This window comes from Caulifigura coniformis (assembly GCF_007745175.1).
In the GTDB taxonomy this organism is placed as follows: domain Bacteria; phylum Planctomycetota; class Planctomycetia; order Planctomycetales; family Planctomycetaceae; genus Caulifigura; species Caulifigura coniformis.
Map to the genome: position 1 here is coordinate 3,510,632 of NZ_CP036271.1, position 24,102 is coordinate 3,534,733.

Genomic DNA, 24,102 nt, shown 5'->3' on the forward strand with positions numbered 1-24,102 from the left:
CGAATCACCCCCGTCGCAATCTGCTTCGATGCGATCAAATCGGCGATCCATGCCGTTGCCAAAAACGACAACGCCCGACCATACCCCTGGCCGGGCGTTCTCACGTTGAAGGACCTGTGAAGATCCTGTTTAGTTCGAAACGCCGAAAATCGGCATCGTCAGCGACACCTTCTCACTGTGCAGGATGTGCAGTTGCGTGAAGGCCTGGAGCACCAGTTTTGCACGCTGGGGGTCCAGCGAGTTCAGCAGCGGCAGCAGCGTGTCGGGGAGCGAACTGCCCGAGTTTCCACGGAAGAACGCGGCCGGCGTCATCAGGTACTGGTCGTCCTTCTTCTGTCCGCTCACCTCTCCCAGCAGGCCTTCCAGGAAGTTGGTCGGCTTGGGCATGGTCCGCAGTTCGTAATCCGTCACCTTGGCGGCCGAGGCTGCGAACGCGATCGCATCGGTCAGCGTGCCGATCTTATCGACCAGGCCGAGCTCCAGGGCCTGCTGGCCGGTGAAGACGCGTCCGCCCGCCAGGTCGTCGATCGGCTTCTTCAGGCGTTCGCCGCGAATCTTCACGACATGTCCTTTGAAGACGCCGTAGACCTCGTCCATCCACCCCTGCAGTTCCTTGCGTTCCTCATCGCTGAACTTCGATCCGCTCGACAGGATTCCGGCCTTCTTGCCGCGGGCGTTGGCGGAGAAGCTGATGCCGAGTTGATCCCACATGTCGGTCGTCGCCAGCTTTCCGGCGACGACGCCGATGGAGCCCGTGATGGTGGCCGAGTCGGCGAAAATTGTGTCGCTGCCGCAGGCGACGTAATACCCGCCGCTGCCGGCCACGTTGCCCATCGAAACCACCAGCGGCTTCTTCTCTTTCACGCGCTTGGTGGCATTCAGGATGATTTCACTGGCGATGGCGGACCCGCCGGGGGAATCGACCCGCAGGACGACGGCCTTCACCTTGTCGTCGCGGGACGCCTCGTCGAGTGCCTTGCGAATCGGTTCGCTGAACGCGCCGGCCGATCCACCGAACGGTGAAGCTTCCGCCTTCCCGAGCATGATCGGTCCGTCGACATAGACGACCGCGACGGCGTCCTTGTTCGATCGCTTCACCTGTGGGCCGGCCAGAATCTGGGCCCACAGCTGCATGGCCGCGAAGGGGTTGTTGAGATCGAGGTCGAGCCCCTTGGGCTTCCCGTATTTGGCGTCGAGTTTCGCGACTTCGCTCGTCTGGCTTTTCACATAGGCCTGGAAGTCCTGGCGGAATTCGACCGCGTCGATCAGGCCGGCTTTCCGGGCGCTTTCCGCAGAGAACAATCCCTGGTCGATCCATTCCTTCGCCTTGGCGGCGTCGACGCCGCGCCCCTTCGCGATCAGGTCGATGACCGACGCGTACATGCCGTCGTACAGCCAGTCGTACATCGACTTGGCTTCGGCGCTGGGGCCGGTCCGCATGAACATCTCGGCAGCGCTCTTGTAGGCGCCACAGGTGAGGAAATCGGGCTGGATCTTGAGTTTGTCGAACAGGCCTTTCAGGTACATCTGCTCGCTGTAGAGCCCGGTCAGGAACAGGTCGCTGGTGGGGGATGCGCTCAGCCGGGTCGCTCCGCAGAGCACCGCGTAGGTCCCGGTCGTCAGTGAATCGGCGTGTGCATAGACCGGTTTCTTGGCGTCCTTCAGACGCTGAATCCCCTGTCGCACTTCTTCAATCTGTCCGTAGCCGAGCTGCACCGAATCGAGCAGCAGCACGACCGCCTTGACGTTTTCGTCCTTGGCGGCCTTATCCATCCGCCGGATCAGTTCGACCAGCGACTCCTGTCCGATCGCGCCGAAGATGGGGTCCTCAGGCGTCGGCGTTTCGACAACCGACTTCAGCGTGAAGACGGGAATGACCTCGGAGGTCGACTTCGTATCTGCGGCGATGGCGGCCGGCGGCGCGAGCTGCGGCAGGGCCAGAACGGCGGCCGACAGCATCCAGAACAGGGAATGACGCAAACGAAGCATGAGCATTCGCTCCAGAGAGAAACCTGCATGTCCTTATGGCCGGGCGCGCAGATCCAGCCCTCCTGGCCGGCCACCCGTTCCGCGAATCATCTGCAACGGCCCTGTGAAAGACAAGTTGCCATCTCACTCCTTACGTCCGCGGACGGACAAAAGATCAAGACAATTTCTGCGCGACTTTCCGGCGCCGAAGGGCTGCGGTTCTGCCGGACTGCTTCGTCCTGACCGATCACCGACCGGAGTCGCTCGCGAGCCGCTTCAGTTGAGGCACATCCATCGCCTGCAGCAGTCCGAAGCAGAACAGTTCGGGCCCGTCCGGGATCGCCAGCCCCCGGTCGATGATCTCCCGGAGCGATGCGAAACCGCCCTCCGACTGGACTCCGGCGACTCCCTTTCCGCCCAGAGCCGCCGAACACCACGCCATCAACGACGACCGCGGACCGACGGCGTGGAGGCGCACGGGACGCCCACACTGGCCCGACCACCACTCGGCGGCAGCGTTGATCTGCCCCGCCTGCACACCCAGCGGCCGCTGGCCGACGGCGGAAATCAACAGGCCGAACAGGAAGTCGTGGCTGGGGAGCTTGGATTCCCCGATGTGCAGCACGTCGACCGCCAGCACGCGGACCTTCTTTTCGAGGAGCTTCTCGATGATGCCGGCCGATTTCGCCCGCCCCTCGTCCGTCAGCAGCAAGGCGCTCTCCGTTGCCCCCTCGGGAACGAACTCCGTGGCCGGGATCGTCCAGGCATCGCCGATTCGTAACTTCCAGCGATGCACGTCGACGCTTCCGTCCGACAGCGCCGAGAGATGCTCAGCCGAGGCTTCCTGGGGAAGATACCGCAGCGTCTGCCTGAGCCGGGTCCTGAGGATTTCGTCGGAGAGCGATTCGTCCCGCGGGATGGCGTCGGCCAGTTGCCTGGCGACCGTGGTGAACCCCGCGTTCGCGTCGGGGAGTTCGACGTTCAACTCCTCGGCGGATTTGATCTCGCTGTCGCATTCGATTTCGTTCGGATCGAATGCGGCGTCGGGATAAAAGTGCCGCCCGATCATCCGGTAGAGGGCTTCCCGGTTGTCGCGGTCGAAGTTGTGGGTGCCCGGAACATGGTTGACGTGGACCTCGAGCTTGTCGCCGGCGCCGTAGAGCTGAAAGGCGGGCCGGGCGGCCCTCAGAAGTTCCGGCAGCGCATTGCCGGACTGGAAGCAGCAGTTGTCGCGGTCGTTGAATGTCAGGAGCGTCGGACGGGGAGCCCGCATGGCCGTCAGGACGGCATAATCGGCTGTGGTCGCGAGATCGGTGGGCGTCTGCTCCGAGTCCCCCAGGTCGGCACGAACGACGGCGCGTGTCCGAAAGCTCGAATAGCCGGCCACCGGGTCGCACAGTGTCACCCGCTCATCGAGCGAGCTGATGAAGATCGTCTGCCAGCCGCCTCCCGAAAGCCCTGACACGGTGACCCGCGACGCGTCCGCGTTCGGGTGCGCGAGCAGCACGTCGATTCCGCGGCTCATCGCGAGGTAGAAACACGAGATGCCGCTCGTGCCGCACAGATCGAGCTGGTTCAATCGGTAGTGGTCGAACTCCGGCTGTCGCAGCTGGCCCATGTTGAACCATTCGAGGTTCAGGACCAGTATGCCGCGTTTCACCAGATTGATGCAGCGGATCTGCTTATACTTCGCGGCCTTGCCGTCGCGATCGTGGCCGTTCACCTGCATCGCGACGGGGACGTTGCCCTCAAGGGTTTTCGGCTCGTACAGCAGCCCGCACACCCACATCCCCGGCGTGGCTTCGTACCGCAGTTTCCTGATTCGGTAGTCGCCCGCATCAATTTCGCCCAACCATTCCGGACGCGTGGGCAACTGCCGCCAGTTGGCCGCTTCGCCGCGGAAGACCACCTTTTCGAGGGTGTCTCGTCGCGCCTTCCGGATGAACGCTTCCCACTCGTCGCGATCGGTGGGGGTCGGCGTCAGGGGGACTCGTGACTGGCAGAATTTCTCCATGTCGCGCTGCATCGCCTCGCGATCCAGGATCGGTTCCCTGAGGGAGGCAGCGATCCGTTCGGGATCCGCCCCCCGGACGACCGTGGACAACAGCAGTACCGCGGCGGCGATCACAAGCGGGCGAATCATGGGCGAACTCCTGTCACGGTTGTGGCCTGCTCTCAGTCACAATCTTCCAGCGATGCTCACATCTGTCGGGCGCTCAATCTCATACGCCCTCTGACGCCTTGGCGACCAGTCGGACGCCAATGCGGTAATACAGGAAGGCGGCCAGGGTCACGCTGATTCCTGTCAGCACAAAGAAGATCACCTGCAGTCCGTTGCCGCTTCCGGCGATCGAGGAGATCAGGCAGGTCATCACGAAGGCGTTTCCGAGGAAGACCACGAAGAACGACAACGGCGCCGCGAGCGGCCACGCTGCCCAGGTCAGCGTGATCGACGTAAGTACCGTCAGTTCCAGGAACAGCACGCACTGGGTCACAAAGTAGGCGATCGGGAAAAACGCATCGGGCTCGAACATGCCATCGAGGATCTGCGCCACTGCATGGGGAACCATCAATCCTCCCAGCGTGATTGTCAGCAGTGACGGCCACCACCCGATCGCGCAGCCGGCAATTTTGGACCAGGCGATGCCGTTCAGGGTGCGCGGGAGCATCATCAGCGCCGACCAGGTCTGGTCCTGCAGCTCGACGCGAAAGACCTTCGCCGCCGACTGCACGAGATCAAGTGCGAGGAAGCCGATCCCGAAGCCCATCAGCGTCGATCCCAGATCCTGGGCGGTGATCCTCCCGCCGCCGATGCTGATCAGCCCCACGAACAGGGCGACGATGGCCATGTACCCGGCAAACCGGAGGAGCGATCCGCGGAACCCTCCCGCCAGCAGCATGAAATCCTTGCCGGCGATCGCCGCCGGCCAGGCACGGCGATGTTTCGATCGCTGCTTTTTCGAAGTCAAGCGGCTCCACAGCGACGGCTGGACGTCGCTGAGCACGTCGCCCTGCGTGCAGGGCTCGAAGATCAGCCACGCCAGTGCGAACAGAAACAGGCTCTCTCCGAGCCACCACGCGGCGGCGGCGGGGAAGGGGCCTTCGGCGAAGGTGGTTGCCAGGGCCCTGCTGGTCAGGGCATAGACTGAGCCTTCGTTCAGGCGGCCGATCCATTCGAGTGTCTTCGAGCCAACGACCCTCGCGCCGCCGAACGCGGCCAATGCGCTCGCCACCGTGGGAATGAGCCAGCGCAGGAACAGGGCGGTGAACGCCACGCGGCAGGCCGTCCCCGTGTTCCGGCAGTAAACAGAGGCCAGGAGTGAATAGGTGCCGACGGAAAACAGGTGCAGGAAGAGTGCGGCATAGACCGCATTGACCTGGTTCTGCGTGACGCCGCCCAGGGTGATCGCGAGCAGCGTAAACGGGAACTGTACGGCGACGAGGGACAACATCCCGACGACTCGCGGCAGCCATTTCCCCAGCAGGATCGCCCCGCCACCGATGTCGGCCATCCGCAGGAGGCCCAGGGTCCGCTCTTCTTTCTCCTCGGTGATTGCGGACGAGAAGTAGGTCACCCCGACGAGCGTGATGAACCAGATGTTCACGTAGGTGAGCGACTGGAACAGCTGGAGGCCGGGCGCGCCGCTGCGGCGCGACAGCTCGTCGGCAAGGTAGAGCAGCCAGAGGATGGTGATGAGCAGTCCCATCCGCACCAGGTGCGGACGAATACTCCGGGCATCCACCCGGAGAGCCCTCACGAGCAGCGCCAAAGTTTTGCGAAACATGCCGTCGAACCCAGAGGAATCGCCGGCCCGGAAATGCAGCCCGACGCGTAGAAGGCCGGTTTAGTTCCTCTCCGTCAGTTTCCGCAAGCGCAGCGACGCGGCCAGCAGGAGCAGCAGGCTCAGGGAGGTCGTCACCAGGAGATAGGCCGTTGCGAATTCCTCGAACGAGAACCGCGAACCCCACAGCAACGTGCAGCCGAGGAGCATCAGGCACCACTGCGCGATGATCGCGATCACGCCGCAGAAGATCGTGACAGTCGGCGGCACTCCGGGCAGCAGCAGTGTTGCCAGGCTGGTGACGGCCACCCACAAGAGCGGCTGGGCCATGAGGACCAGCGCCAGGTATCGCTCCTGGGACGCGCTGGCCGGGCCAAAGAAGAATCGCTGCACGTCTGCTGACGCCAACCCGGCGACGAGACAGACGAGCATGCCCGGGATGAGTCCCAGACACGCGCCCCCGAGTTTTTCGATGAGAAGTCGAGCTCGCCAGCGCGGCAGAACGGCCAGTGACGACCAGGTCAGCTCCGTGATCTCATTTCGGAACAGTCGCGAGGCGATTGCGGCGGCTTCGAGTGTCAGGAAGGCGGCGCCGAACCAGAATACCGTCGCGGCCGTTTCATTCGAATTGATCCGGGCCGATCCGAAGGTCACCAGGGCCCAGACGAGCGCGAGCGGAACGAGCGGATAGATGATCAGCCGGGCCACGATTCCTTTGGCTCCGCCCATGAACTGCCGGAAGTCTTTTCCCGCGACCGCCAGTTGATTCCACGCCCGGTTGCCGGACGAACGCCACAGCCGGATCACGATCGGCGAGTAGGGGGGCGTCTCGAGCGGACGCCGATCGAGCAGGAGGGCGCCCAGAAGCAGGAATCCGATTCCCCCCGCCATCGACCACCAGAACTGCGGCGACACGATCGGAATGGAGCCGAACGACGACGCGATGTTCGACAGCTCGGTCCACACCAGCCGCGCATCGAGCCAGATTGTTGCGGAATCGATCGTCGCCTCGGTTTCTGAAGTGATCCATCCGCGATACGCCAGTCCGTTTGCCATCGTGCGGACAAGCCACGTTCCCAGCCATAGCCCGAAGAGCGAGAGCAGCGTGTAGAAGGAGGCGGAACCGGCGCGGGCGCAGACGACCGACCAGAACAGCCCGATTCCCGCACAGAGGACGAGGTGGGCCAACAGGGCCATGTAAGTCGCCAGCACCTGGTCCCACAGGATGCCGCCGAGGGTGATCGTCAGCACGACAAAGGGAAACTGTGCCGCCAGCAGCAGGCATCCGATGACGATGCCGCTGAAGCCCTGCCCGAGGATCAGCGAGACCGGGTTCATTCCCGTCATCCGCAGGAGCGACAGCGTTCCCTGTTCCCGCTCGCTGGCGATGATCGATGCGAAGATTGCGACACTCCCCATGCTGATCAGGAGGGAATCGATCCACACGATCCACTTGTAGACCATCAGGCCCGGCGCCCCGATCGTCATCCCCGAGTTGACGACCGAGAAGATGGTGAACAGCAGGCAGCCAGCCGCGAGCATGCGCAGGAGATTTGCCACCGGAGACCGCAGGTCGAGCCGCAGGCGGCGGAACAGCAGTGCGGTGGCCCGACGGAACTCGCTCACAGTCGCCCTTCATGAAACCCGGGTTGCCGGACCCGCGCGGCGGGCTCTCATCTCATACGGCGGACGCGATCGCTTTTTCGAGCGCGTCTTCGGGTAATTCTTTGCCGACAATCGCCCGGTACTGCGCCGCGAACCGGTCCCGGAACAGGTGCGACGAATCGACCATCTGGCATTTGCGGAGCCGGGCTTCCTCGGCCAGGGGGTGTACTCGGGGCGGGTCGCTGACGTCGAGCACGATCTGGTTCTCCCGCAGGAGCGCCGCGTTCACGTTCCCGTGGGCCGTGCCTACTTTCAGTGCCGGGTCTGCAATCACGACCACGTCGAAGAGGGTGTCGTACAGGTTCTGGAACGGGATAAAACGGCAGCCGAGCTTGCCTGCGGCAGCCTGGGCTTCCTTGTCGTTGGGGCCACAGATGCTGACGAGGCCCTTGAACTGCGCGAGCCCGTAGGCCATGGCCGCGGCCGTTCCGCCGTTCCCGAGCACGAGAATACTTCGCTGTCCCAGACCGTGCCCGGTGTTCTTCACGGCGTCGCCGAGCGTCTGCACTCCTGCCTTCCAGAGGAAGTTCACCCCCTGCCAGCCGCTGCCCTTATGGAGCAGGAGATCGACGGAACCGCTGTCCTTGTCCCGCGGGTCGATGTCTTCGGCGAGGGGCATCAGGTGTTTTGCATAGCCGCCGCTTGCGAGAATCGCCCGGATCTTCAGGGCATCGAGCATTTTCGACAGTCGTCCCACGTCGCCCGGGTAGAGCGGCAGGCAGCGGGCGTTCACGCCCTGCGACTGAAACGCGGTATTGAACGCCCGCACGATCCCCGGCTGGGAATCGCCGAAGCCTGTGACGGCGATGAACGCGGTCGAGCGGTTGATCTCGCGGAGGTGATAGATCTCTTCCAGCTCAAAGACGGTCGGCTGTCCGGGGTAGGCCTCCATCCCGTTCTCGAGCGCGGCGTACAACCACGGCGAGCCGTACTTCAGGCTGAGCAGCGAGAACGTGAGATCGCCCCGGCCCAATCCGAGGCCGACAATCGGAAGCGTTCCCCGGGTGCTCGCGCTCACTGCCTTGAGGAGGGGCCACGCGTCGTCGATGGTCGGGGTGGGCCAGGTGAACTTCAGGACGTCCGCCTGCACTGCCCGGGCTTCTTCGATGATGGAATCGAGGTCGCTTTCCGGGCGGTCGAGGCGTGTGAAGCTGATGACCCGCTGGGTCTTTCCGAACCGCGGCACCTTACGGGCGATATCGAGATCGAGTTCAACGTAGGCCGGCCCCGCCACGATGGCCTGCCTCAGCAGCAGCAGGCGCTCCTCTTCGCTGCCATCCCACTGGCCGCCGTCCTGCTTGCGGCGGCAGGAAACGATCACCGGTTTCCGGGTGACCGCCAGCAGGTCCTTGATGTCGGGCTCTTTGATCAGGCGGTCGAGGCAGAGCTCGACGATGTCTCCCTTGGAGGCCGCGTTCAGGATGTCGACCTTACCCAGCGTGCGGGATTCCGGTGTGACGGTGATGCAGATCATGAGCGGCTGGCCATTGGGGAGCAGGGGACAACGTGCATCCTCTTTCCCCTGTCGCCGTACTTCAATGACGCGCGGACCGGATCGCATCCGGGGAGAACGCATTGACGCATTTTTCGTCGTCGTCGCTGGGGCCCAATCCGCGCCCGACGCTCAAATCCCCTGGGGACGCCGCGCGAAACACCGCACGATGCCCCGGGCACTACTGCACAGGAATCACGCCTCCGCGTTGCTACCAATGCTTCTCACGTCCGGTCACAATCGCTCGTGTCGAAAAGATGCGGCCTCCATCTGTTCACCTCGACCCGCAATCCACATGGGCTCACCTCTGGTCGTCGACTGCCCGAAGTGCGGCAAGACACTGAAATGTCCCTCCGCTGGAGAAAAGGAACGGACGGTCAAGTGTCCGGCCTGTTTCACTCGCTTCGTCGTCGAACCAGCGCCCCAGTCCGATCCCGTCGTCCGCCGCCGGCGAGACGCTGAATCAGCCGCCGAACTCGCCCCGCCCGTCACCCGCCGCCCCCCTGCGAGGGCGAAACAAAAGAGCAGGAAGAAACGGGCGATCCGCTTCGACGCGCGACTCGTCGCCGCCGGCGTCGTCATAGTGGTGCTGGCCGTGGGCATCGCTGCGTGGGATCGCCTTGCTCCGGCGGCCAGGAAACGCGGCGGAACGCTGGCCAATGCCGGTGGAATCGATTCGTTCGTCGCCCCGACCGGGCCGATGACGTGGCTGTCCAATTTCACGCAGACGGTCATTCGTCTTCGCGTGGCTCGCCTGATCGATTCCCCTGGCTGGAAGGCCCTTCCTCAGTCGGCCGACGTGCAGGGGCGGCTCGCCGCGGTCGCGGCCCAGATCGGCTTCGAGCTGCCAGAGCTCGAGTCAGTCATGGTTGGTTCGACAAGCCTGTTGTTGGCGGCCAAGCCTCATTCGACCCCGGTGGTCGTTGCGGTACTCCGGTTGACGAAGCCTCTCACGCCGGCGGAATGGAAATCCCGCATTGCCGCCGGGAACCACGGCCGCATCGAGGAACGCTCGTTTAATGGCCATCCGATCTACGTTCACTCGGGCGCGCTCGGCGTCAGCGCGGTCTATTTTGCCGACGACCGGACCGTCGTGAGCGCCCCGTTCGACTATCTGCAACGCGCGATTCCGAAACGCGGGGAATGCTCGGCCGAGTCGCGGTTCGCGGGCCTTAGCGATGATGCCCTGCTGGAAGTCGCCACGGCGCCGCAATACGTGGAAAGCAACTACGACTACTTCCGGGGATCCCGCATTGAGCGCAAGCCGCTGCTGTTCTCCGTTCAGGCCGGCCTGAACCCCGGCGTCGAGTTGCGGGCTGTTTCACGGTTCGCCTCGGAAGAGGTCGCCAGGCAGGTGGAGAGCGAAAGCCGCTCGATCACGGGCAGCGTCGCCGACTCCTGGCGGGCCGTTCTCCAGCAACTCGACGCCTCACCGACCTCCAGCCCCGAGTCGCAGACGCTGTCACGGACTGGCAGCGCGGTCGTGCAGTCGGTTCGCGAATCGACCGCCTCCCTGAGCGGCTCGACTCTGACGCTCCGTTTCAACCTGCCTGACTCGGCCGTGAACGATGGACTGGCGCTGGCCATGCAGGCGCCACAGACGTTCTCGGCGTTTGCCACGCTTCAGCAGGCGGTCGCGGCGAGCGGCGCCAATCCGCCCGCGCCGCCGCCTGTCGCGGATTCCACGAACGATTTCGCGCCGATCCCCGGCAGCGACTGGAAGCTGCTCGCGCTTCCGGCCTATGGAGTCAGCATCGAGACTCCGGACGTGATGCCGCTGGTGGAGGTGATCGATGGCCCCACGCCCCGCATGCTGCGGTCGTATGTCCTCCAGCGGCCTCACGAAGTGTTCGAGGTTTTCGTGACGACCTTCCCCGCGGAGGTGCAGGCGAAGATGAAGCAGACGGGCCGCTCGCTGGATGAGTACCTCGAGTTCTTTATCCGCGACGAAGAGAAAGTGATTGGCAGCGTGCCGGCCCGCGTCGTCTCGCGGAAGGAGCTGCGGCTCGGCCCACATCTCGGCCGTGAGACGATCCTGCAGGCGGGCCCGAGAACCCGGGTGATGCACAACTACATCACCGGCTCGGCCCAGTGGTCGGTCGAATACCATTTCGATGCAGGCTTCGAGAACGCGGCCGATCGCGAACGATTCTTTAGCTCGTTCAAACTGATTCCGTGACGACGCCAGCGGAGCGTCCGGCTGGTTCTTCTGGAACAGAAGCCAAGGAAGTGAAGTAGGGAGTTGCTCGTTTCGTTGCGGGCTTCCTGGCGATGCTTGTGCCGCGAGGCTGTTGCACGATCAGGAATGATCGATGGGGTTCTCCAGAACGAACTCGCCTGGTCCCTCCTTACTCGCCGGAGTCGACGGGATCCGCGGCGCGGTAGGCCCGCGTGGAGTTCCTGCGGCGCGGGGATGCCGTCGAGCCGACGTCTCCCATCACGATCGTCGTCAGGTGAACTTCGCCCACCAGTCCGCGCACGTAGTCGATGACGATTCGGTCGGGATTGATGCAGAGCCGGGAGTCGATGAGCAGGGTCATGGTGTGACCTGAGGTTGAGGGCCGGAAAGGATTTCGGCTTACTTGCGAGCCGCGTCTGGCTGTTACAAAGACGTCGAACGAGGCTCGTTCAGATCGACATGGATTCGAGAAATTTTTTGGCCGACCGTCAAAATCGTCTATGATCGGAATCTCGGGAGCACAAGGCTCGGCAATGTTCGACCGGGGTTCGCCTAAAAGGGCTCCAACCCCGGCCGGGTGGCCGGTGTGCCAAGAAGGTCTGGTTGGGGGGCGGAGGGCGTGGACGGGCTCGGCAACGCTTGCCACGCCCTTCCTTCCTGAGGTCAGTCAGGGCGTGCCACCCCGAATCGGGCGCCGTGGGGCGTGCCACCTGACCGTGATCGAGTTCTCCGGAGAGGAGTTCATCGAGCCCAGCGTCAGCGTGGAATTCTCAGTCGCTACCAGGACGTTCCTGAGACTCGTTCCGCCGAACACGATGACGCCGTTTCCAGAGAGGGCCTGAGATCCCTCAAACACAAACCCCGCATAATTAGAGTTTGCGATCAGTGTTGCTGTTCCATTGAGCGTCAGGCCATTCCTCACGCGAAAGGGGGTCGAATTGATGGCCGACAGTGTGGCGTTGCCGCTGATGGTGACGGCATCGAGCACGCCGTTGAAGGACCTCAGCGCGTAGACGCTGCCCTCCAGGGCGACGCTTTTCAGCGCGCCGCCATATGATGTGCCGGCTGAGACGCCGATCTCGGCTCCGTCCAGTCCGGTCATCGCACCGCCTTCGACCACGCCGTTGACGTCCAGTTTGCTATTCATTCCGACCGAAATGGTCGAGGTGTTGGTCAGCGCGCCCTGCAGCTTGAGTTCCCCGCCGTTGACCGCGCCGAGGCTACCGCTGTTCACGCTGCCATTGCCTCGGATCAGAATCGAGCCACCGTCTGCGAGGATCGTCCCCTGGTTGATGATGCTGGTGGACGTGTCGTCGGTTCCGCCAGAAATGAAGTGGTGCACGAAGCCGAGATATCCGAGCGTGGATGCACCACCGGTGCGGATGGTGATGCCGGAACCGATCGTCAGGACCGACCCGGCGCCGGCTGCCACGGCGTTGTTGAAATTATTGGCGAAGACAATAGTTCCCGTGCCGCCGAGCGTCTGATTCCCTTCGAACACGAAGCCAGAATAGGCCGGGCCGCCGCCGGGGATCCCACCACCGCCGAGGGTCGCCGTTCCGTTCAGAGTCAGCCCGTTCTGGACGCGGAAGTGAATCGATCCGTTGGCGAAAGCCAACGACACATTGCCGCTGATCGAGACGGCATCGAGCAAACCGCGGTAGGATCTCAGCGAGTAGGAGCCGCCGCTGACGGTGAGGTTCTTGAGACGGCCGCCATAGGGCGTGTTGCCGTCGCTGACACTGATGATCGCGCCATCGGCGGCGGTGATCGCTCCGCCTGTAATCACGCCGTTGACGTCCACCTGACAGCTCGGGCCAGCCGAAATCGTCGTGTTGTTGGTGGTGGCCCCTTCAAACTTCAGTTCCCCGCCGTTGACCGCTCCGAGGATGCTGTTGTTGACGCTGCCGTTGCCGCGGACCAGGATCGAGCCGCCATCGGCGAGAATTGTCCCGAAGTTGATGAAGCTGGTTGTCGAAAAATCGGTTCCGCCTGACACGCCGTGATGTGCCCAGCCGACGTATCCGCTGGTGGACGGCCCATTGGTGCGGATCGTGATTCCGGAATCGATGGTCAGTGCTGATCCGGAGGCTGCTACGACGGCGTTGTTGTAGTTATTGGTGAAGACAATGGTTCCTGCGCCAGCCAGCGTCTGGTTCCCTTCGAACACGAAACCGGAATACGCCGGGCCACTGCCGGGAATACCGCCTCCGCTGAGCGCTGCGGTTCCGTTCAGCGTCAGACCATTTTGCACGCGGAAGAGATGAACCGATCCGTTGACCGAGGCCATGGTCACATGGCCGCTGAGCGAGGCGGCGTCCAGTATTCCGTGGTACGACGTGAGTGTGTAGGCGCTGCCGCTCAGGGCAACGTCCTTCAGCCTGGCTCCACTCGACAGAGTGACGCCGCTCTCCAGAATGAGGGCGCCGCCTTCCAACGTGCCGTTCGAGACGCTGAGGCTACGAATTGTTCCGGCGACGTTGCGGACTGTTGTATTGAAGATGCTGACGTCGTCGCCGGGCCCCGGAACCGCGCCTCCGCTCCAGTTGCTGCCGTCGGACCAATTGCTGGTGCCGGCGCCGCCGGTCCAGGTGACCGCGGACAACAGCACCCGCGATTCCAGACGCTGCACGCAGACGGCGAGGGAAGCGTGCGTCCCGACGGGCGCTCGCGATTGCCGTGCTCTGATGGGGCGCGACGAAAGCAGCAGACTCGAAAATAGGCCCAGCACGAGATTAGCCCCTGTCAGATGAAATTCGGACTATGCTTCTAGCAGCGCTGCGCCGTCAATTGAAGTTTGAGGGCGAGCGTAGGTTGGCTGGATTCGGTTCGCGTCCTTCTGGATGATCGCCGTTGAGTTCCGATCGGCGCATTTCGTCGCTTCACGGCCTGCTTTGGGCGACGGTGCTTGGCTGTCATATTTTCACCGCGCCGGCCACGATGCCGCAGCATCCGTCGGCGGTGGCCTACGCGCTTGGGCTTGGAGTGTGGTCCCTTGTTGTCGTCGTTCTCGGGGTTCGCACAATCCGGCAGGTTGAGCTTTCAAAGAGCGGGATTCTGGCGCCGGTGCTGGTGCTGCTGGTTGCGGTTCAGGCGGTGACGTTTTTTGCGATGGCGTACTGGAATGTCGTGCGCCAATGGGAGGGGGGTAGCCCGGGGGAGTTTGAGACGCGACGGTGAACCGTCGGATTGGGCAGGGCGGGGGAGTTATTGCCGGGCCTGCTGGCGGATGGTGAGGGCTTTTTGTTCGCCTTTTTTGGCGGGGAGGCGGACGGCGTGGCGGATGATCCAGAGGCGGGATCTGGCTTGTCCCGCGGGAGTGGTTTTGCGTCGGGCTTCGTTGATCCACTTCTCGCAGATTTCGTAGCCGAACGCGGGGTGATCCTTGAGGATGTCGCCGAGATGGTTGGCGACGGACCTCTGGACGTAGGGCTCCGGGTCGTCTTTCAGCGCTTCGAGGAGCGGCAGCGTGAGCGAGGGGTTGGCTTGGATGGCCTTGAGGCGGATGCCCCAGGGGAGGCGTGAACGGGTCCCTTCGCTGACGAGCCGCCGCACGTGGGGATTGGGGTCTTTGGTCCACGCCTTGAGGCGGCGGAGCGTGGCGGCCTGGTGTTCGACGACGTAAGCCCGGATGGAGAACTCGGCGGTGAAGCGCCTGGTGAGCTCGTAGTTGGCCTGCATTCCGCTTTCGAAGTCTTTGACTCCGGCGGTGGAGATGACGTGCGAATGGGGAAGGTAAAAGAACGGCGCCAGGCCGTTGCCGTTGGTCTTCGAGAGCTCCGGGCCGAAGGCCGCGATGAGCGTGCTCATCCGGTCGGTGGGTTGTTCGGGAAGCTCGGCGATGAGGGCCCTGGCGATGTGGGCGGCCCTGGGGCTGAGCTCGAGATCCTCCAGACCGGCGTGCGCGGTTTTGAGGAACCGCCGCCTGTTGAAGGAGGGATGAACGGCCGTGAAGGATTCCGCGAGCAGTTCGAGGAAGGGGCGGTCGAAGAGGGCCTTGAGAGGCGTTCCGGCCAGGATCGCCGAGGGGGCCGAGAATCGCTGGACGGGATGCATTGGTTGAGCAGAGAGGGCTGCGACGGCGAGCCGTCGGCTTTGGGGGCGTGAGGAGAAGGATTGCTATCTGGGTTTGTGGACTTCGGTTTCGATGACGTTCAGGAGCGAGTTGGGTTCGGGGGCATCCTGTCCCAGCTCCCAGGCCATCACGCCTTGCAGCTGCTTCTCGAGGGCGTAGCGAGTTTTCTTGCGAATCGTTTCGGGGCCGTTGAAGTAGAGGCCATCCGCTTCGTCGACTCCGGCGGCCGGCTTCTGTTTCTCGACGATTTCGCGCCAGGGGGTGGCGCGGTCGCGGTCGGTGATTCCGCGGCCGTAGAAGGGGACGCCGAGCACAAGCCTGGAGGCCGGGACTCCACGATCGAGGAGCTTCTGGACGTCCTTCATGGCGTCTTCGAGCGTCGAGTGTTTGCCGCCGTGGTCGTAGGACATGAGCTGGATGGCATCGACGGAGGCGATGGCTTCATCCGTCAGTTTCTGCCAACCGGCGACGGTGGCCGAGAGCATGAGGCCGTGCGGGGCGAAGGCGGTTTTCATGTCGGCCAGGAGCTTGCCGTAGTCTTCTTCTTCAGCGGCGTTTTTCGGGTGTTCCCAGTCGAGGTCGACACCATCCAGCCGTTTCTCCAGGCAGATTTTCACGGCCGATGCAGCGAAGGCCTTCCGCTTCGTCGCGTCGGCCGCGACGGCGGGGAAGCCTTTCGAGCGACTCCATCCGCCGACGCAGAGGATCAGGCGGGCACGGGTTTCTTTCTTGAGCTGCCAGGCGCGCTCCCAGGGGAAGCGCTGGAGGCCGCGCATGTCGATCAAGCCGTCGTCGCCTGCGGCTGCGGCGAAGACGATGAGATCGGTCAGGCCTTGCGCCTGAGCGGTTTCAAAACCGGCGGCCCGATACTCGGGGAGGTAAGCGATGACGCGGAACTCGGAGAAGTCCGCGGCCGACGCACAACGGGCTGCGGACAGCGCCGCTGCGGTGATCGCGAGGAGCGCGAGTCTGGGGCGAATTCGGGCCAGGGGAGAGAAGAGGTTCATTCGTGGCCTGTTCAACTTGAATGCTGGGATTGGCGCTACTGGCATTGCCAGTGCCTGGCTTGCGGAGGTCATCGCTTTGGTCGCACTGGCAGAGCCAGTGGCACCAGTGCCACCCTTTTTTTCCTAGAGTCGATTTCACGGCGGGATCAGCCGCCGGCGAGAAGTCCTTCGCGGCAGTCGACGAGGCGCATGGCGGTGGCCATGGCGGCGATCATTCCGCAGGCATCGGCCTGGCCTTTGCCGGCGATGTCGAAGGCCGTGCCGTGGCTGGGGCTGGTGCGGATGATGGGGAGGCCGAGCGTGACGTTCACGGCCTGGTTGAACGCGACGAGCTTGAGGGCGATGTGTCCCTGGTCGTGGTACATGGCGGCGACGCCGTCAAACTCGCCGCGAATGGCGAACCGCATGAGGGCGTCGGCCGGGATGGGGCCATGGGCGTCGATGCCGAGTGCGCAGGCCTCTTCGACGGCGGGACGGATGAGTCGGTCTTCTTCGTCGCCGAAGCGTCCATGCTCTCCGGCATGCGGGTTCAGGGCGCAGACGCCGATTCGCGGATGCTCGCACCCGACCTGCTTCAGGAAGTTGCTGACGAGCATCGCGGTGTCGCGGATGTCGTCGATCCTGAGCGCGCCGGGGACGGAGCGAATGGAGGTATGCAGAGTCACATGGGCGCAGCCGAGTCCGTAGCGTGCGCCGACTCCGCGTCCGGGGGGGACGTAGAGCATCATGGCGAATTCATCGACGCCGCATTCTTCCGCGAGGATCTCTGTGTGACCGGGGTAGTTGAGGCCGGCGAGTTCGAGGGCCTTTTTGTGGAGCGGGGCGGTGACGATGGCGTCGATCTTGTGGGAGAGGGCGAGGCGGGTGGCGGAGACCAGCCAGGCGTAGGCGGCCGCACCGGCCCGCCAGTCGACGTCGCCGCATTTGACGTCGCAGCAATCATCGGGCCTGTAGACGCGATCGGCGCCGTGGGCCGTGATGGCCATTTCGGGAGGGAGCCAGCAGGCGATGGTGGTGTCGCTGAGAATCGGCTCAGGTCTGGAGACGGCCTCGACGGTGATATCGAGCTTCGCCTGCTGGATGGCGCGGCGGGCGATTTCGGGATGGCCGATGATGAGCGGCATGCCGCAGCCGCGGGTGGCGGCGTCGGCGAGAGCTTTCAGGGCGACTTCGGGGCCAATTCCGGCGACGTCGCCGAGCGTGATTGCGATGACAGGAGCCGACATTCCATTGCTCGTCAGGAAAACATTTCCGCATGGCCGAACGGGAGTCCGGCGAGGTCTTTCCCCGAGACGATGGGAGGCTGGCTGTGGGGCCAGGCGACATTCACGGTGGGGTCGTTCCACAGGAGCGTGCGCTCATGTTGCGGCGCATAGAGCGCTGTGCATTTGTAGAGCACATCGGCCGAATCGGACAGGACTGAAAAACCGTGAGCAAATCCTGGCGGGATGTAGACGGCGAGCTGATTGTCTTCCGAGAGCCGGAAACCTTCCCATTGGCCGAAGGTGGGGGAGGAGCGACGAAGATCGACGGCGACGTCGAAGACTTCGCCCCGCAGAGCGCGGACGAGTTTTCCCTGTGGCTGCTCGATCTGGTAGTGGAGTCCGCGGACGACTCCGGCCTTCGAGCGGGAGAGATTATCCTGCACGAAATCGACATCGATCCCGGCGTCGGCGAATCGCCCGCGGTGGAACAGTTCCTGGAAGAAGCCGCGATCGTCGGCGAAGACGCGGGGCTCGATGAGGACGAGGCCCGGAAGTCGGCCGGCTCGAAATTGCATGGATGAAGACTCCGGAATTGACAGCGGGATGTTAGAAGATCGCGGCTTCGGGGATCACTCCGCCGCGGTAGTGTACGCTTGAATAGGTGTGGGCGGTGTGGTACATGTCGCGTGTCATGCGGGCGAAGCGGACTTTTATCGACTGGCGGCGACCGGCGCTTGCGGTGGTTGTCGATTTTGTCTGTTCGGAATATCGCAGCGGCGGGGTCGTCGACCTGTCGAATGTCATCGTCGTCACGCCTGGTGGCCGGGCAGGACGGCGATTTCTCGAGTTGCTGGCGGAGCAGACGGAAGGGCGCAATGCGGCGCCTCAAGTCCTCACGCCGAAAGACCTGCCGGAGCGACTTTATCAGCTGAAGCGGCCGCTGGCGGATGATCTGACGCAGCGATTCGCATGGGTCGAGGCGCTGCGCGGGCTTCGCGAAGAGCAGATGCGAAGCATCGTGGGCCATCCTCCGGCGGATGGGGACATCCAGGCGTGGCTGGAGATTGGCGAACTGCTGGCGAAGGTTCACCGGGAACTGGCGGCCGACCTGAAGAGCTTTCGGGATGTCGCGGAGTTGCCGCTGATTTGCGCGGCGCGGGAATCGACACGCTGGCGATCGCTGGCCGATGCACAGGATCGCTACCTGGCGATTCTGGACCAGCTCGATCTGTGGGACCGGCAGACGGCGCGCCTCGTCGCGATCGAACGCAGGGAGCCGGTAACGGATTGCGATATTCTGTTGATCGGCCTGGCCGATATGAATCACACGCTGCGGGCGATGCTGGAGCAGGTGTCGGATCGGGTGCATGTCTTCGTGCACGCTCCCGAATCGCTGGCGGACCGATTTGACGACTTCGGGGTGTTGGTTCCAGAGGCGTGGGAATCGGCAGCGATTCCCCTGGAAGAGGAATGGCTGGCGTTCGTTGATCGACCGACCGACCAGGCGGCGGCCGTGGTGGATTTTGTCCGTCGGGAGGCGGAAGCAGGGGCGGCAGTCGAAGACGTGGTGATCGGGCTGGCGGATGAGTCGCTGGCGTCGCCTGTTCGTGTGGGGCTGGAAGAGCGCGGCGTGGCGACGCGCTGGATCGGCGGCCGGATCGTGGGTGGATCCTCGGTGGCCCTCCTTCTGGAGGCGATCGCGAATCGGCTGGAAAGCGATCTGACGCCTGTCACGTGCGAGCTGATCCGACATCCCGACGTCGCGCGCCGGTTGACCCAGGAAGGGCTTCCGGCGGGGTGGCTGGCGATGGTGGATCAAGCGGTGGCGGAGCATGCGCCACGGCGGCTGGGAGGGGGATCGGGGGATGACCGAAACCTCGCCATCTGCCGGGCCGTCGCTGAACTGGTGGACCAACTGGTGGAACCGCTGCGCGGTGCGGGCCGTCCGCTGGGGGAGTGGGCGGCTCCGGTCTGCCGGCTCCTGGAGGAGGTCTACGCCGACCGGGAATTTGGTGAGGAGGAATCGGATCAGCGCGAGCGGCAGGCATTGGAACTGTTGCGCGACGCCCTGCTGGAGCAGGCCCATGTTCCTGAGTCGCTGTCCCCGGCGACAACCGCGTCGGCCGCGATCCGGCTGGCGCTCGAGAGCACGGCGGGTGAGTTGTTGAGGCCGGAGAGCCGGCTTGATGCGGTGGAACTGATTGGGTGGCTCGAACTGCCGCTCGACGATGCGCCGTCGCTTGTCGTGTGCGGGTTCAACGACGGCTTTGTGCCGTCATCCCTCAACAGCGACATGTTCCTGCCGAACGGGCTCCGGGAACAATTAGGACTTGAAGACAACCGGCGGCGCTACTCGCGTGACGCGTATGCCTTGTCGGTGCTGATTCACTCCCGGCGGTCTGTGAAGCTGGTCAGCGGACGGCACAACGCGCAGGGGGATCCGCTCCTGCCAAGCCGGCTGGTGTTCGCGACGGACGAAAGAACAATGGCCCGCCGGATCATAAAGGCGTTCGAGCCGACGCCGGACGAAGCTCCGGTTCAGGAGCGGCGGGTTTCAGGGTTCCAGGTTCCCCGTCCACGGACCGACATCGAAGTGGCGGGGCTGAACGTCACGGCGTTTCGAGATTACATCGCCTGCCCTTATCGATTTTATCTGAAGTACATCGAGAGGCTCAGGGGTGTGGCGGACCTCGAAGGAGAACTGACTGCGGCGGACTTCGGCACACTCATCCACGCTGCGCTTCTGACGTGGGCAAAGAGCGATGCGAAGGATGCGACCGATCCGCTCGAATTGAAGCGGGTCGTCGAGGAAGCGTTCGATGCCTCCGCGGCGAGGATGTTCGATGACGAACCTCTTCCGGCGGTGAAGCTGCAACTCGAGCAGGCCCGGCTGCGGCTGAAAGCGTTCGCAGAATGGCAGGCGCTGCATCGTCGGGAGGGCTGGCGCGTGCAGTATCACGAAGAGAAGTTGAGCCGTGAGCTGGTTCTCGAGAGTGGGCGAACACTCAAGATCGTCGGGCAGATCGACCGGATCGACTACCACCCGGACCGCGACGAGTGGTTGATCATCGACTACAAGACGGGTGATTCCGGCGACACGCCGGAGCAAGTCCACGTGCAGAGCGGCGAATGGGTCGATCTGCAGCTGCCGCTATACCGGTTCCTGGCCGGAGTGCTCGATCTCCCAGGCGACGCGGCCGTCGCGTATGTCGCGCTGGGCAAGGAGCCGCCCAAGGATCCGTCGGAGCTCCTGAAACGGGCCAGCTGGACGCCAGACCAGTTTGCCCAGGCGAACTGGAAGATTTTCCGCATCGCTGAAGACGTGGCCGCCGGCCGGTTCTGGCCCCCCGCGAAGCAGCCGCCGACGTTCGATGATTTTTCGGCCATTGTGCAGGAAGGCGTGTTTGGACGGGAGCCGTTCCTGTGAATCGGAATCCTCCTGACATGAACGCTATCGAGGCCGCCGTTCCATCTGCGGAATTCTGCCGCACTCCCCGGCTGCTGATCCGAGCCTCGGCCGGAACCGGGAAGACATTTCAACTTTCCAACCGGTATCTCTCGCTGCTGAGGAGTTGTCCGGCCGAGCAGATTCTGGCGGTCACTTTCACACGCAAGGCAGCCGGGGAAATTCTTGAGCGGATCCTGCTGCGTCTTGCGGCCGCGGTGCTGAATGATGACCAACGCACGCAGCTTTCAGGATTTCTCGGGGGGGACGAGCTGACGGCGGTCGAATGCGAGTCGCTGCTGGCGGCGACCGTGCGGCAACTGCATCGCGTCAAGGTCTCGACTCTCGACAGCTTCTTTTCCCGGCTGGCGACGTCGATCCCTCTGGAGATCGGGCTACCGCCAAACTGGTCTATCGCCGATGAACATGCATCCCGACAGGTGATGGTCGCCGCGATTGATGACGTCCTTCGCGGAAGCGACGACGTGACGACGCGGCGGCTGGTCTACCTGCTGGCCAAGGGAATCGTCCCGCGGAGCATCGCCAGGCTGATGTCGACCACGGTGCAGACTCATTACGACATCTTCCGGCTGACGCAGGCGGACGCGTGGCGGCGCATCCAGCCGCCGCTTCCGCTGTCGGGGGAGGAACTCGAAGTCCTGCTGGTCGAGCACGAGCAGCTCGACCTGTCGGAGTGCGAAGGGATCCGGAAAGCCCACGAGAAGGACGTCGTGAAGTGTCGACTCGGGGAGTGGGAGGATTTCCTTGGCAGCGGACCGGCGAAGAAGCTGCTGGAAGGGGAGACGAAGTTCGGACGCAAGGAACTTCCGGCCCACGTGATCGACCTTTACCGGCGATTGATCGAGCAGGCCCGAAGCGTGCTGCTCAAGATCTGGGCCGACCAGATTTTCGCCGTCCAGGCCCTCCTGGCGGAGTTCAGCGCGGCGCGGAAGCAACTAGTCGCGGAATCGGGATCGTTGCGTTTTGATGACATTGCGGTGGCGCTGGCCGAACGCATGCGTGGCGTCGATTCCCGGGCGCTGGTGCATCGACTCGACGGTGACATCGACCACCTGCTGCTGGACGAGTTCCAGGATACGTCGCTGCTGCAATGGGACGTGGTCTGGCCGTTCGTCGACGCTCTGGACCGTCGGGAGGGGACCTCGTTCTTCTGCGTGGGGGACGTCAAGCAGGCGATCTATGGATGGCGCGGCGGAGTGGCGGCGCTGTTCGACAAGGTGCAGCGCGATGTCCCTGGCGTGCGTTCGGGGATGCTGAACGAAAGCCGGCGTTCGGCGCCGGCCATCATGTCGGCGGTGAATCGCGTCTTCCAGAACCTCGAGTTGCACCCGAACCTGGGGGACCTCGCGGGCGACGTCGTCGAGTGGCAGCGTTCGTTCCCGGAGCACTCCACGGCGAAGCTGAAGGCGCCGGGGTACGTCTCGCTCCAGACGGCCGACGCCGAGCCGGAAGGCTCCGACGAGAAGCCGGGCATCAATGGAAAGCGCGACCGGTGCATCGGCCGGGCCGTCGACATCATTGCGGAGCTCATCACCAAGCGGCCGGATGTCACGATCGGCGTCCTCACTCGCAAGAACGACATGGTCGGTCGCGTCATCCACGCGCTGGCCGAACGCGGGATTCCAGCGAGCGAAGAAGGGGGAGTGCGGCTCACCACATCGGCGGCGGTCCAGTTGATCCAGTCGCTGCTGAGATTCGCCGATCATCCGGGCGACACGGTGGCGAGTTATCACGTCGCGCATTCTCCGCTGGGAGCACTGTTCGACATTCATCTGAAGATGGATGTCGCGCAGGCGGATGCTGCGTCCCTTGCCATCCGCCGCGAACTGGCGGTGCAAGGTTACGAGGCCGCCATCGAAAAATGGGCGCGGGCGCTGGATCCGCTGTGCAATGCGAGGGAGAAGTCGCGGCTCAGGCGACTCTGCGTGCTCGCTGCGGAGTATCAGTTGAAGGCAGGCCTGCGGCCGGTCGAGTTTGCGAAGCGGATCGACGAAGAGCGCGTCGAGGAGCCAACGGCCAGCGCCGTTCGCGTGATGACGATCCACAAATCGAAGGGGCTGGAGTTCGACGTGGTGTTGCTGCCCGACCTCGACGTCGGCCTGTTCGACACGCCGGACGTGTGTGTCGGCTGTCCGGCTCCGGCGGAAAGGCCGGATACGGTTCTCATCTACCGGGGCGATCCGCAGCAGAAGCTATTGCCGCCGGACTTGAAGCGGGCGATCGAGCAGCAGCGAAGAACGGATGTGCACGAGGCGTTGTGTTGCCTGTACGTCGCGATGACACGGGCGGCTCACGCTCTGCACATGATCATCGCTCCGCAGGCCGCCACGCAGAAGGGGGAGACGACCTATCAGAAGACGGCTGCCGGCCTTTTGCGGGCGACGCTGGCGCAGCGGCCCGATCTTCCGCCCGGTGAGGTGCTGTTCGAATGTGGCGATCCGCGGTGGTTCGAAGAGTTGCCGGCGCCGGAAACACCGGGAGAGGGGGCGCCGCCAGCGGCCGCGAGGTCGTCCGCTGAAATTTCCTTCGCATCCGCGGGAAGTCATCGAACCCGTGGCCGCGAGAGTGCTTCGCCTTCACAGGGAAAAGGGGCGGGGCGTTCGGTTCGCGCGTCGCAGTTACTCTCGATCGACGCCGCATCCGGAATGGAGCGAGGAACGCTGTGGCATCTCTGGTGCCAGGAGACGAAATGGCTGGACGACGGTCCGCTCGAAAGTGAGCGGCTTCGGCTGGTCGGCCGTCCGCATTGTCGCGATGAATCGAAGCTGACCAGGGAGCTGAAGGCCTTCCTCAAGGCTGCTGCGGCAACGGGCGTGAAGGACGTGTTCCTGCGTTCGGCTGCCCTGAAAGAGCGTGCGGAACTCGGGGCCGATGTTTCTGTCGACTGCCTGACGGAGTCTCGTTTCACGATGCTGGTGGAAGGACGCTGTGTCAGCGGATCGATCGACCGGCTGGTGCTCTATCGCCGCGGCGGAAAGGTCGTCGCGGCGGACGTGATTGATTTCAAGACCGACCTCGCTGGCGAAGCGACTCCGCTCAGGCCTGCATATCGGGAGCAGGTGCGGCAGTATGCATCGTCAGTCGCGAGGACTTATGGGCTCGATGCGAGTGTCGTTCGCTCGAGGCTGGTGTGGTTGACGACCCACCGCATCGAGGATGTGGAGGCTGTCCGGCCTGGGCGGCTGTTCTGAGAACACCGATCAGTCGGGAAGGCAAAACGAATGGTGGGAAGCGACAGGCGGAAGAGGCCCGGCGGAGTCCGC

Annotated in this window: 15 protein-coding genes; 4 read left to right on the top strand and 11 right to left on the bottom strand. The window is 63.9% G+C overall.

Annotated elements, in window-relative coordinates:
• Positions 1–129: 129 nt before the first annotated feature.
• From sppA to Pan44_RS14200, 5 genes are all read right to left on the bottom strand, one after another.
• On the bottom strand, positions 130–1,989 hold the full coding sequence (sppA, locus tag Pan44_RS14180) for a signal peptide peptidase SppA (RefSeq protein WP_197453323.1): 1,860 nt from the start codon (positions 1,987–1,989) through the stop codon (positions 130–132).
• Between the two features lie 226 nt (positions 1,990–2,215).
• Positions 2,216–4,111, bottom strand: coding sequence for an alpha/beta hydrolase family protein (locus Pan44_RS14185; RefSeq protein ID WP_145030688.1), 1,896 nt, complete (start codon positions 4,109–4,111; stop codon positions 2,216–2,218).
• A gap of 79 nt (positions 4,112–4,190) precedes the next feature.
• Positions 4,191–5,753 carry an ABC transporter permease subunit gene (locus tag Pan44_RS14190; RefSeq protein ID WP_145030689.1) on the bottom strand — a complete coding sequence of 521 codons (1,563 nt, stop codon included), beginning with the start codon at positions 5,751–5,753 and terminating at the stop codon, positions 4,191–4,193.
• Between the two features lie 60 nt (positions 5,754–5,813).
• Positions 5,814–7,376, bottom strand: coding sequence for a hypothetical protein (locus Pan44_RS14195; RefSeq protein WP_145030690.1), 1,563 nt, complete (start codon positions 7,374–7,376; stop codon positions 5,814–5,816).
• A 52-nt stretch (positions 7,377–7,428) separates the two neighbouring features.
• Entirely contained in the window at positions 7,429–8,991 is a 1,563-nt protein-coding gene (locus Pan44_RS14200) for a type I 3-dehydroquinate dehydratase (protein ID WP_145030691.1), read from the bottom strand.
• 211 nt (positions 8,992–9,202) lie between these two features.
• On the opposite strand from Pan44_RS14200, the gene Pan44_RS14205 reads away from it, so the two are divergent.
• Positions 9,203–11,086 (top strand): hypothetical protein, encoded by a 1,884-nt coding sequence (locus tag Pan44_RS14205; RefSeq protein WP_145030692.1) that lies wholly within the window; start codon positions 9,203–9,205, stop codon positions 11,084–11,086.
• A 169-nt stretch (positions 11,087–11,255) separates the two neighbouring features.
• On the opposite strand, the gene Pan44_RS14210 is transcribed toward Pan44_RS14205, so the two are convergent.
• Together Pan44_RS14210 and Pan44_RS14215 are read right to left on the bottom strand one after the other, a co-directional pair.
• Complete coding sequence (locus tag Pan44_RS14210) at positions 11,256–11,447, bottom strand: hypothetical protein (RefSeq protein WP_145030693.1); 192 nt, start codon at positions 11,445–11,447, stop codon at positions 11,256–11,258.
• Between the two features lie 306 nt (positions 11,448–11,753).
• Positions 11,754–13,718, bottom strand: a complete 1,965-nt coding sequence (locus tag Pan44_RS14215; RefSeq protein ID WP_145030694.1) for a beta strand repeat-containing protein — start codon at positions 13,716–13,718, stop codon at positions 11,754–11,756.
• A 221-nt stretch (positions 13,719–13,939) separates the two neighbouring features.
• Here Pan44_RS14215 and Pan44_RS14220 point away from each other — a divergent pair, with 221 nt between their 5' ends.
• Positions 13,940–14,266 (top strand): hypothetical protein, encoded by a 327-nt coding sequence (locus Pan44_RS14220; protein WP_145030695.1) that lies wholly within the window; start codon positions 13,940–13,942, stop codon positions 14,264–14,266.
• Positions 14,267–14,293: 27 nt separating this feature from the next.
• Here Pan44_RS14220 and Pan44_RS14225 read toward each other — a convergent pair whose 3' ends face one another.
• From Pan44_RS14225 to rfbC, 4 genes are all read right to left on the bottom strand, one after another.
• On the bottom strand, positions 14,294–15,142 hold the full coding sequence (locus tag Pan44_RS14225; protein WP_145030696.1) for a DNA alkylation repair protein: 849 nt from the start codon (positions 15,140–15,142) through the stop codon (positions 14,294–14,296).
• Positions 15,143–15,205: 63 nt separating this feature from the next.
• On the bottom strand, positions 15,206–16,168 hold the full coding sequence (locus Pan44_RS14230) for a glycosyl hydrolase family 18 protein (protein ID WP_197453324.1): 963 nt from the start codon (positions 16,166–16,168) through the stop codon (positions 15,206–15,208).
• A gap of 146 nt (positions 16,169–16,314) precedes the next feature.
• Positions 16,315–17,394: a 4-hydroxythreonine-4-phosphate dehydrogenase PdxA gene (pdxA, locus tag Pan44_RS14235; protein ID WP_145030698.1), complete on the bottom strand. Its 1,080-nt coding sequence runs from the start codon at positions 17,392–17,394 to the stop codon at positions 16,315–16,317.
• An 11-nt stretch (positions 17,395–17,405) separates the two neighbouring features.
• Positions 17,406–17,948 (bottom strand): dTDP-4-dehydrorhamnose 3,5-epimerase, encoded by a 543-nt coding sequence (rfbC, locus tag Pan44_RS14240; protein WP_145030699.1) that lies wholly within the window; start codon positions 17,946–17,948, stop codon positions 17,406–17,408.
• 104 nt (positions 17,949–18,052) lie between these two features.
• Between rfbC and Pan44_RS28105 the strand changes: the two genes are divergently transcribed.
• Together Pan44_RS28105 and Pan44_RS14250 are read left to right on the top strand one after the other, a co-directional pair.
• Positions 18,053–20,800 (top strand): PD-(D/E)XK nuclease family protein, encoded by a 2,748-nt coding sequence (locus Pan44_RS28105; protein WP_145030700.1) that lies wholly within the window; start codon positions 18,053–18,055, stop codon positions 20,798–20,800.
• Between the two features lie 17 nt (positions 20,801–20,817).
• Positions 20,818–24,030: a UvrD-helicase domain-containing protein gene (locus Pan44_RS14250; protein ID WP_145030701.1), complete on the top strand. Its 3,213-nt coding sequence runs from the start codon at positions 20,818–20,820 to the stop codon at positions 24,028–24,030.
• Positions 24,031–24,102: the final 72 nt, after the last annotated feature.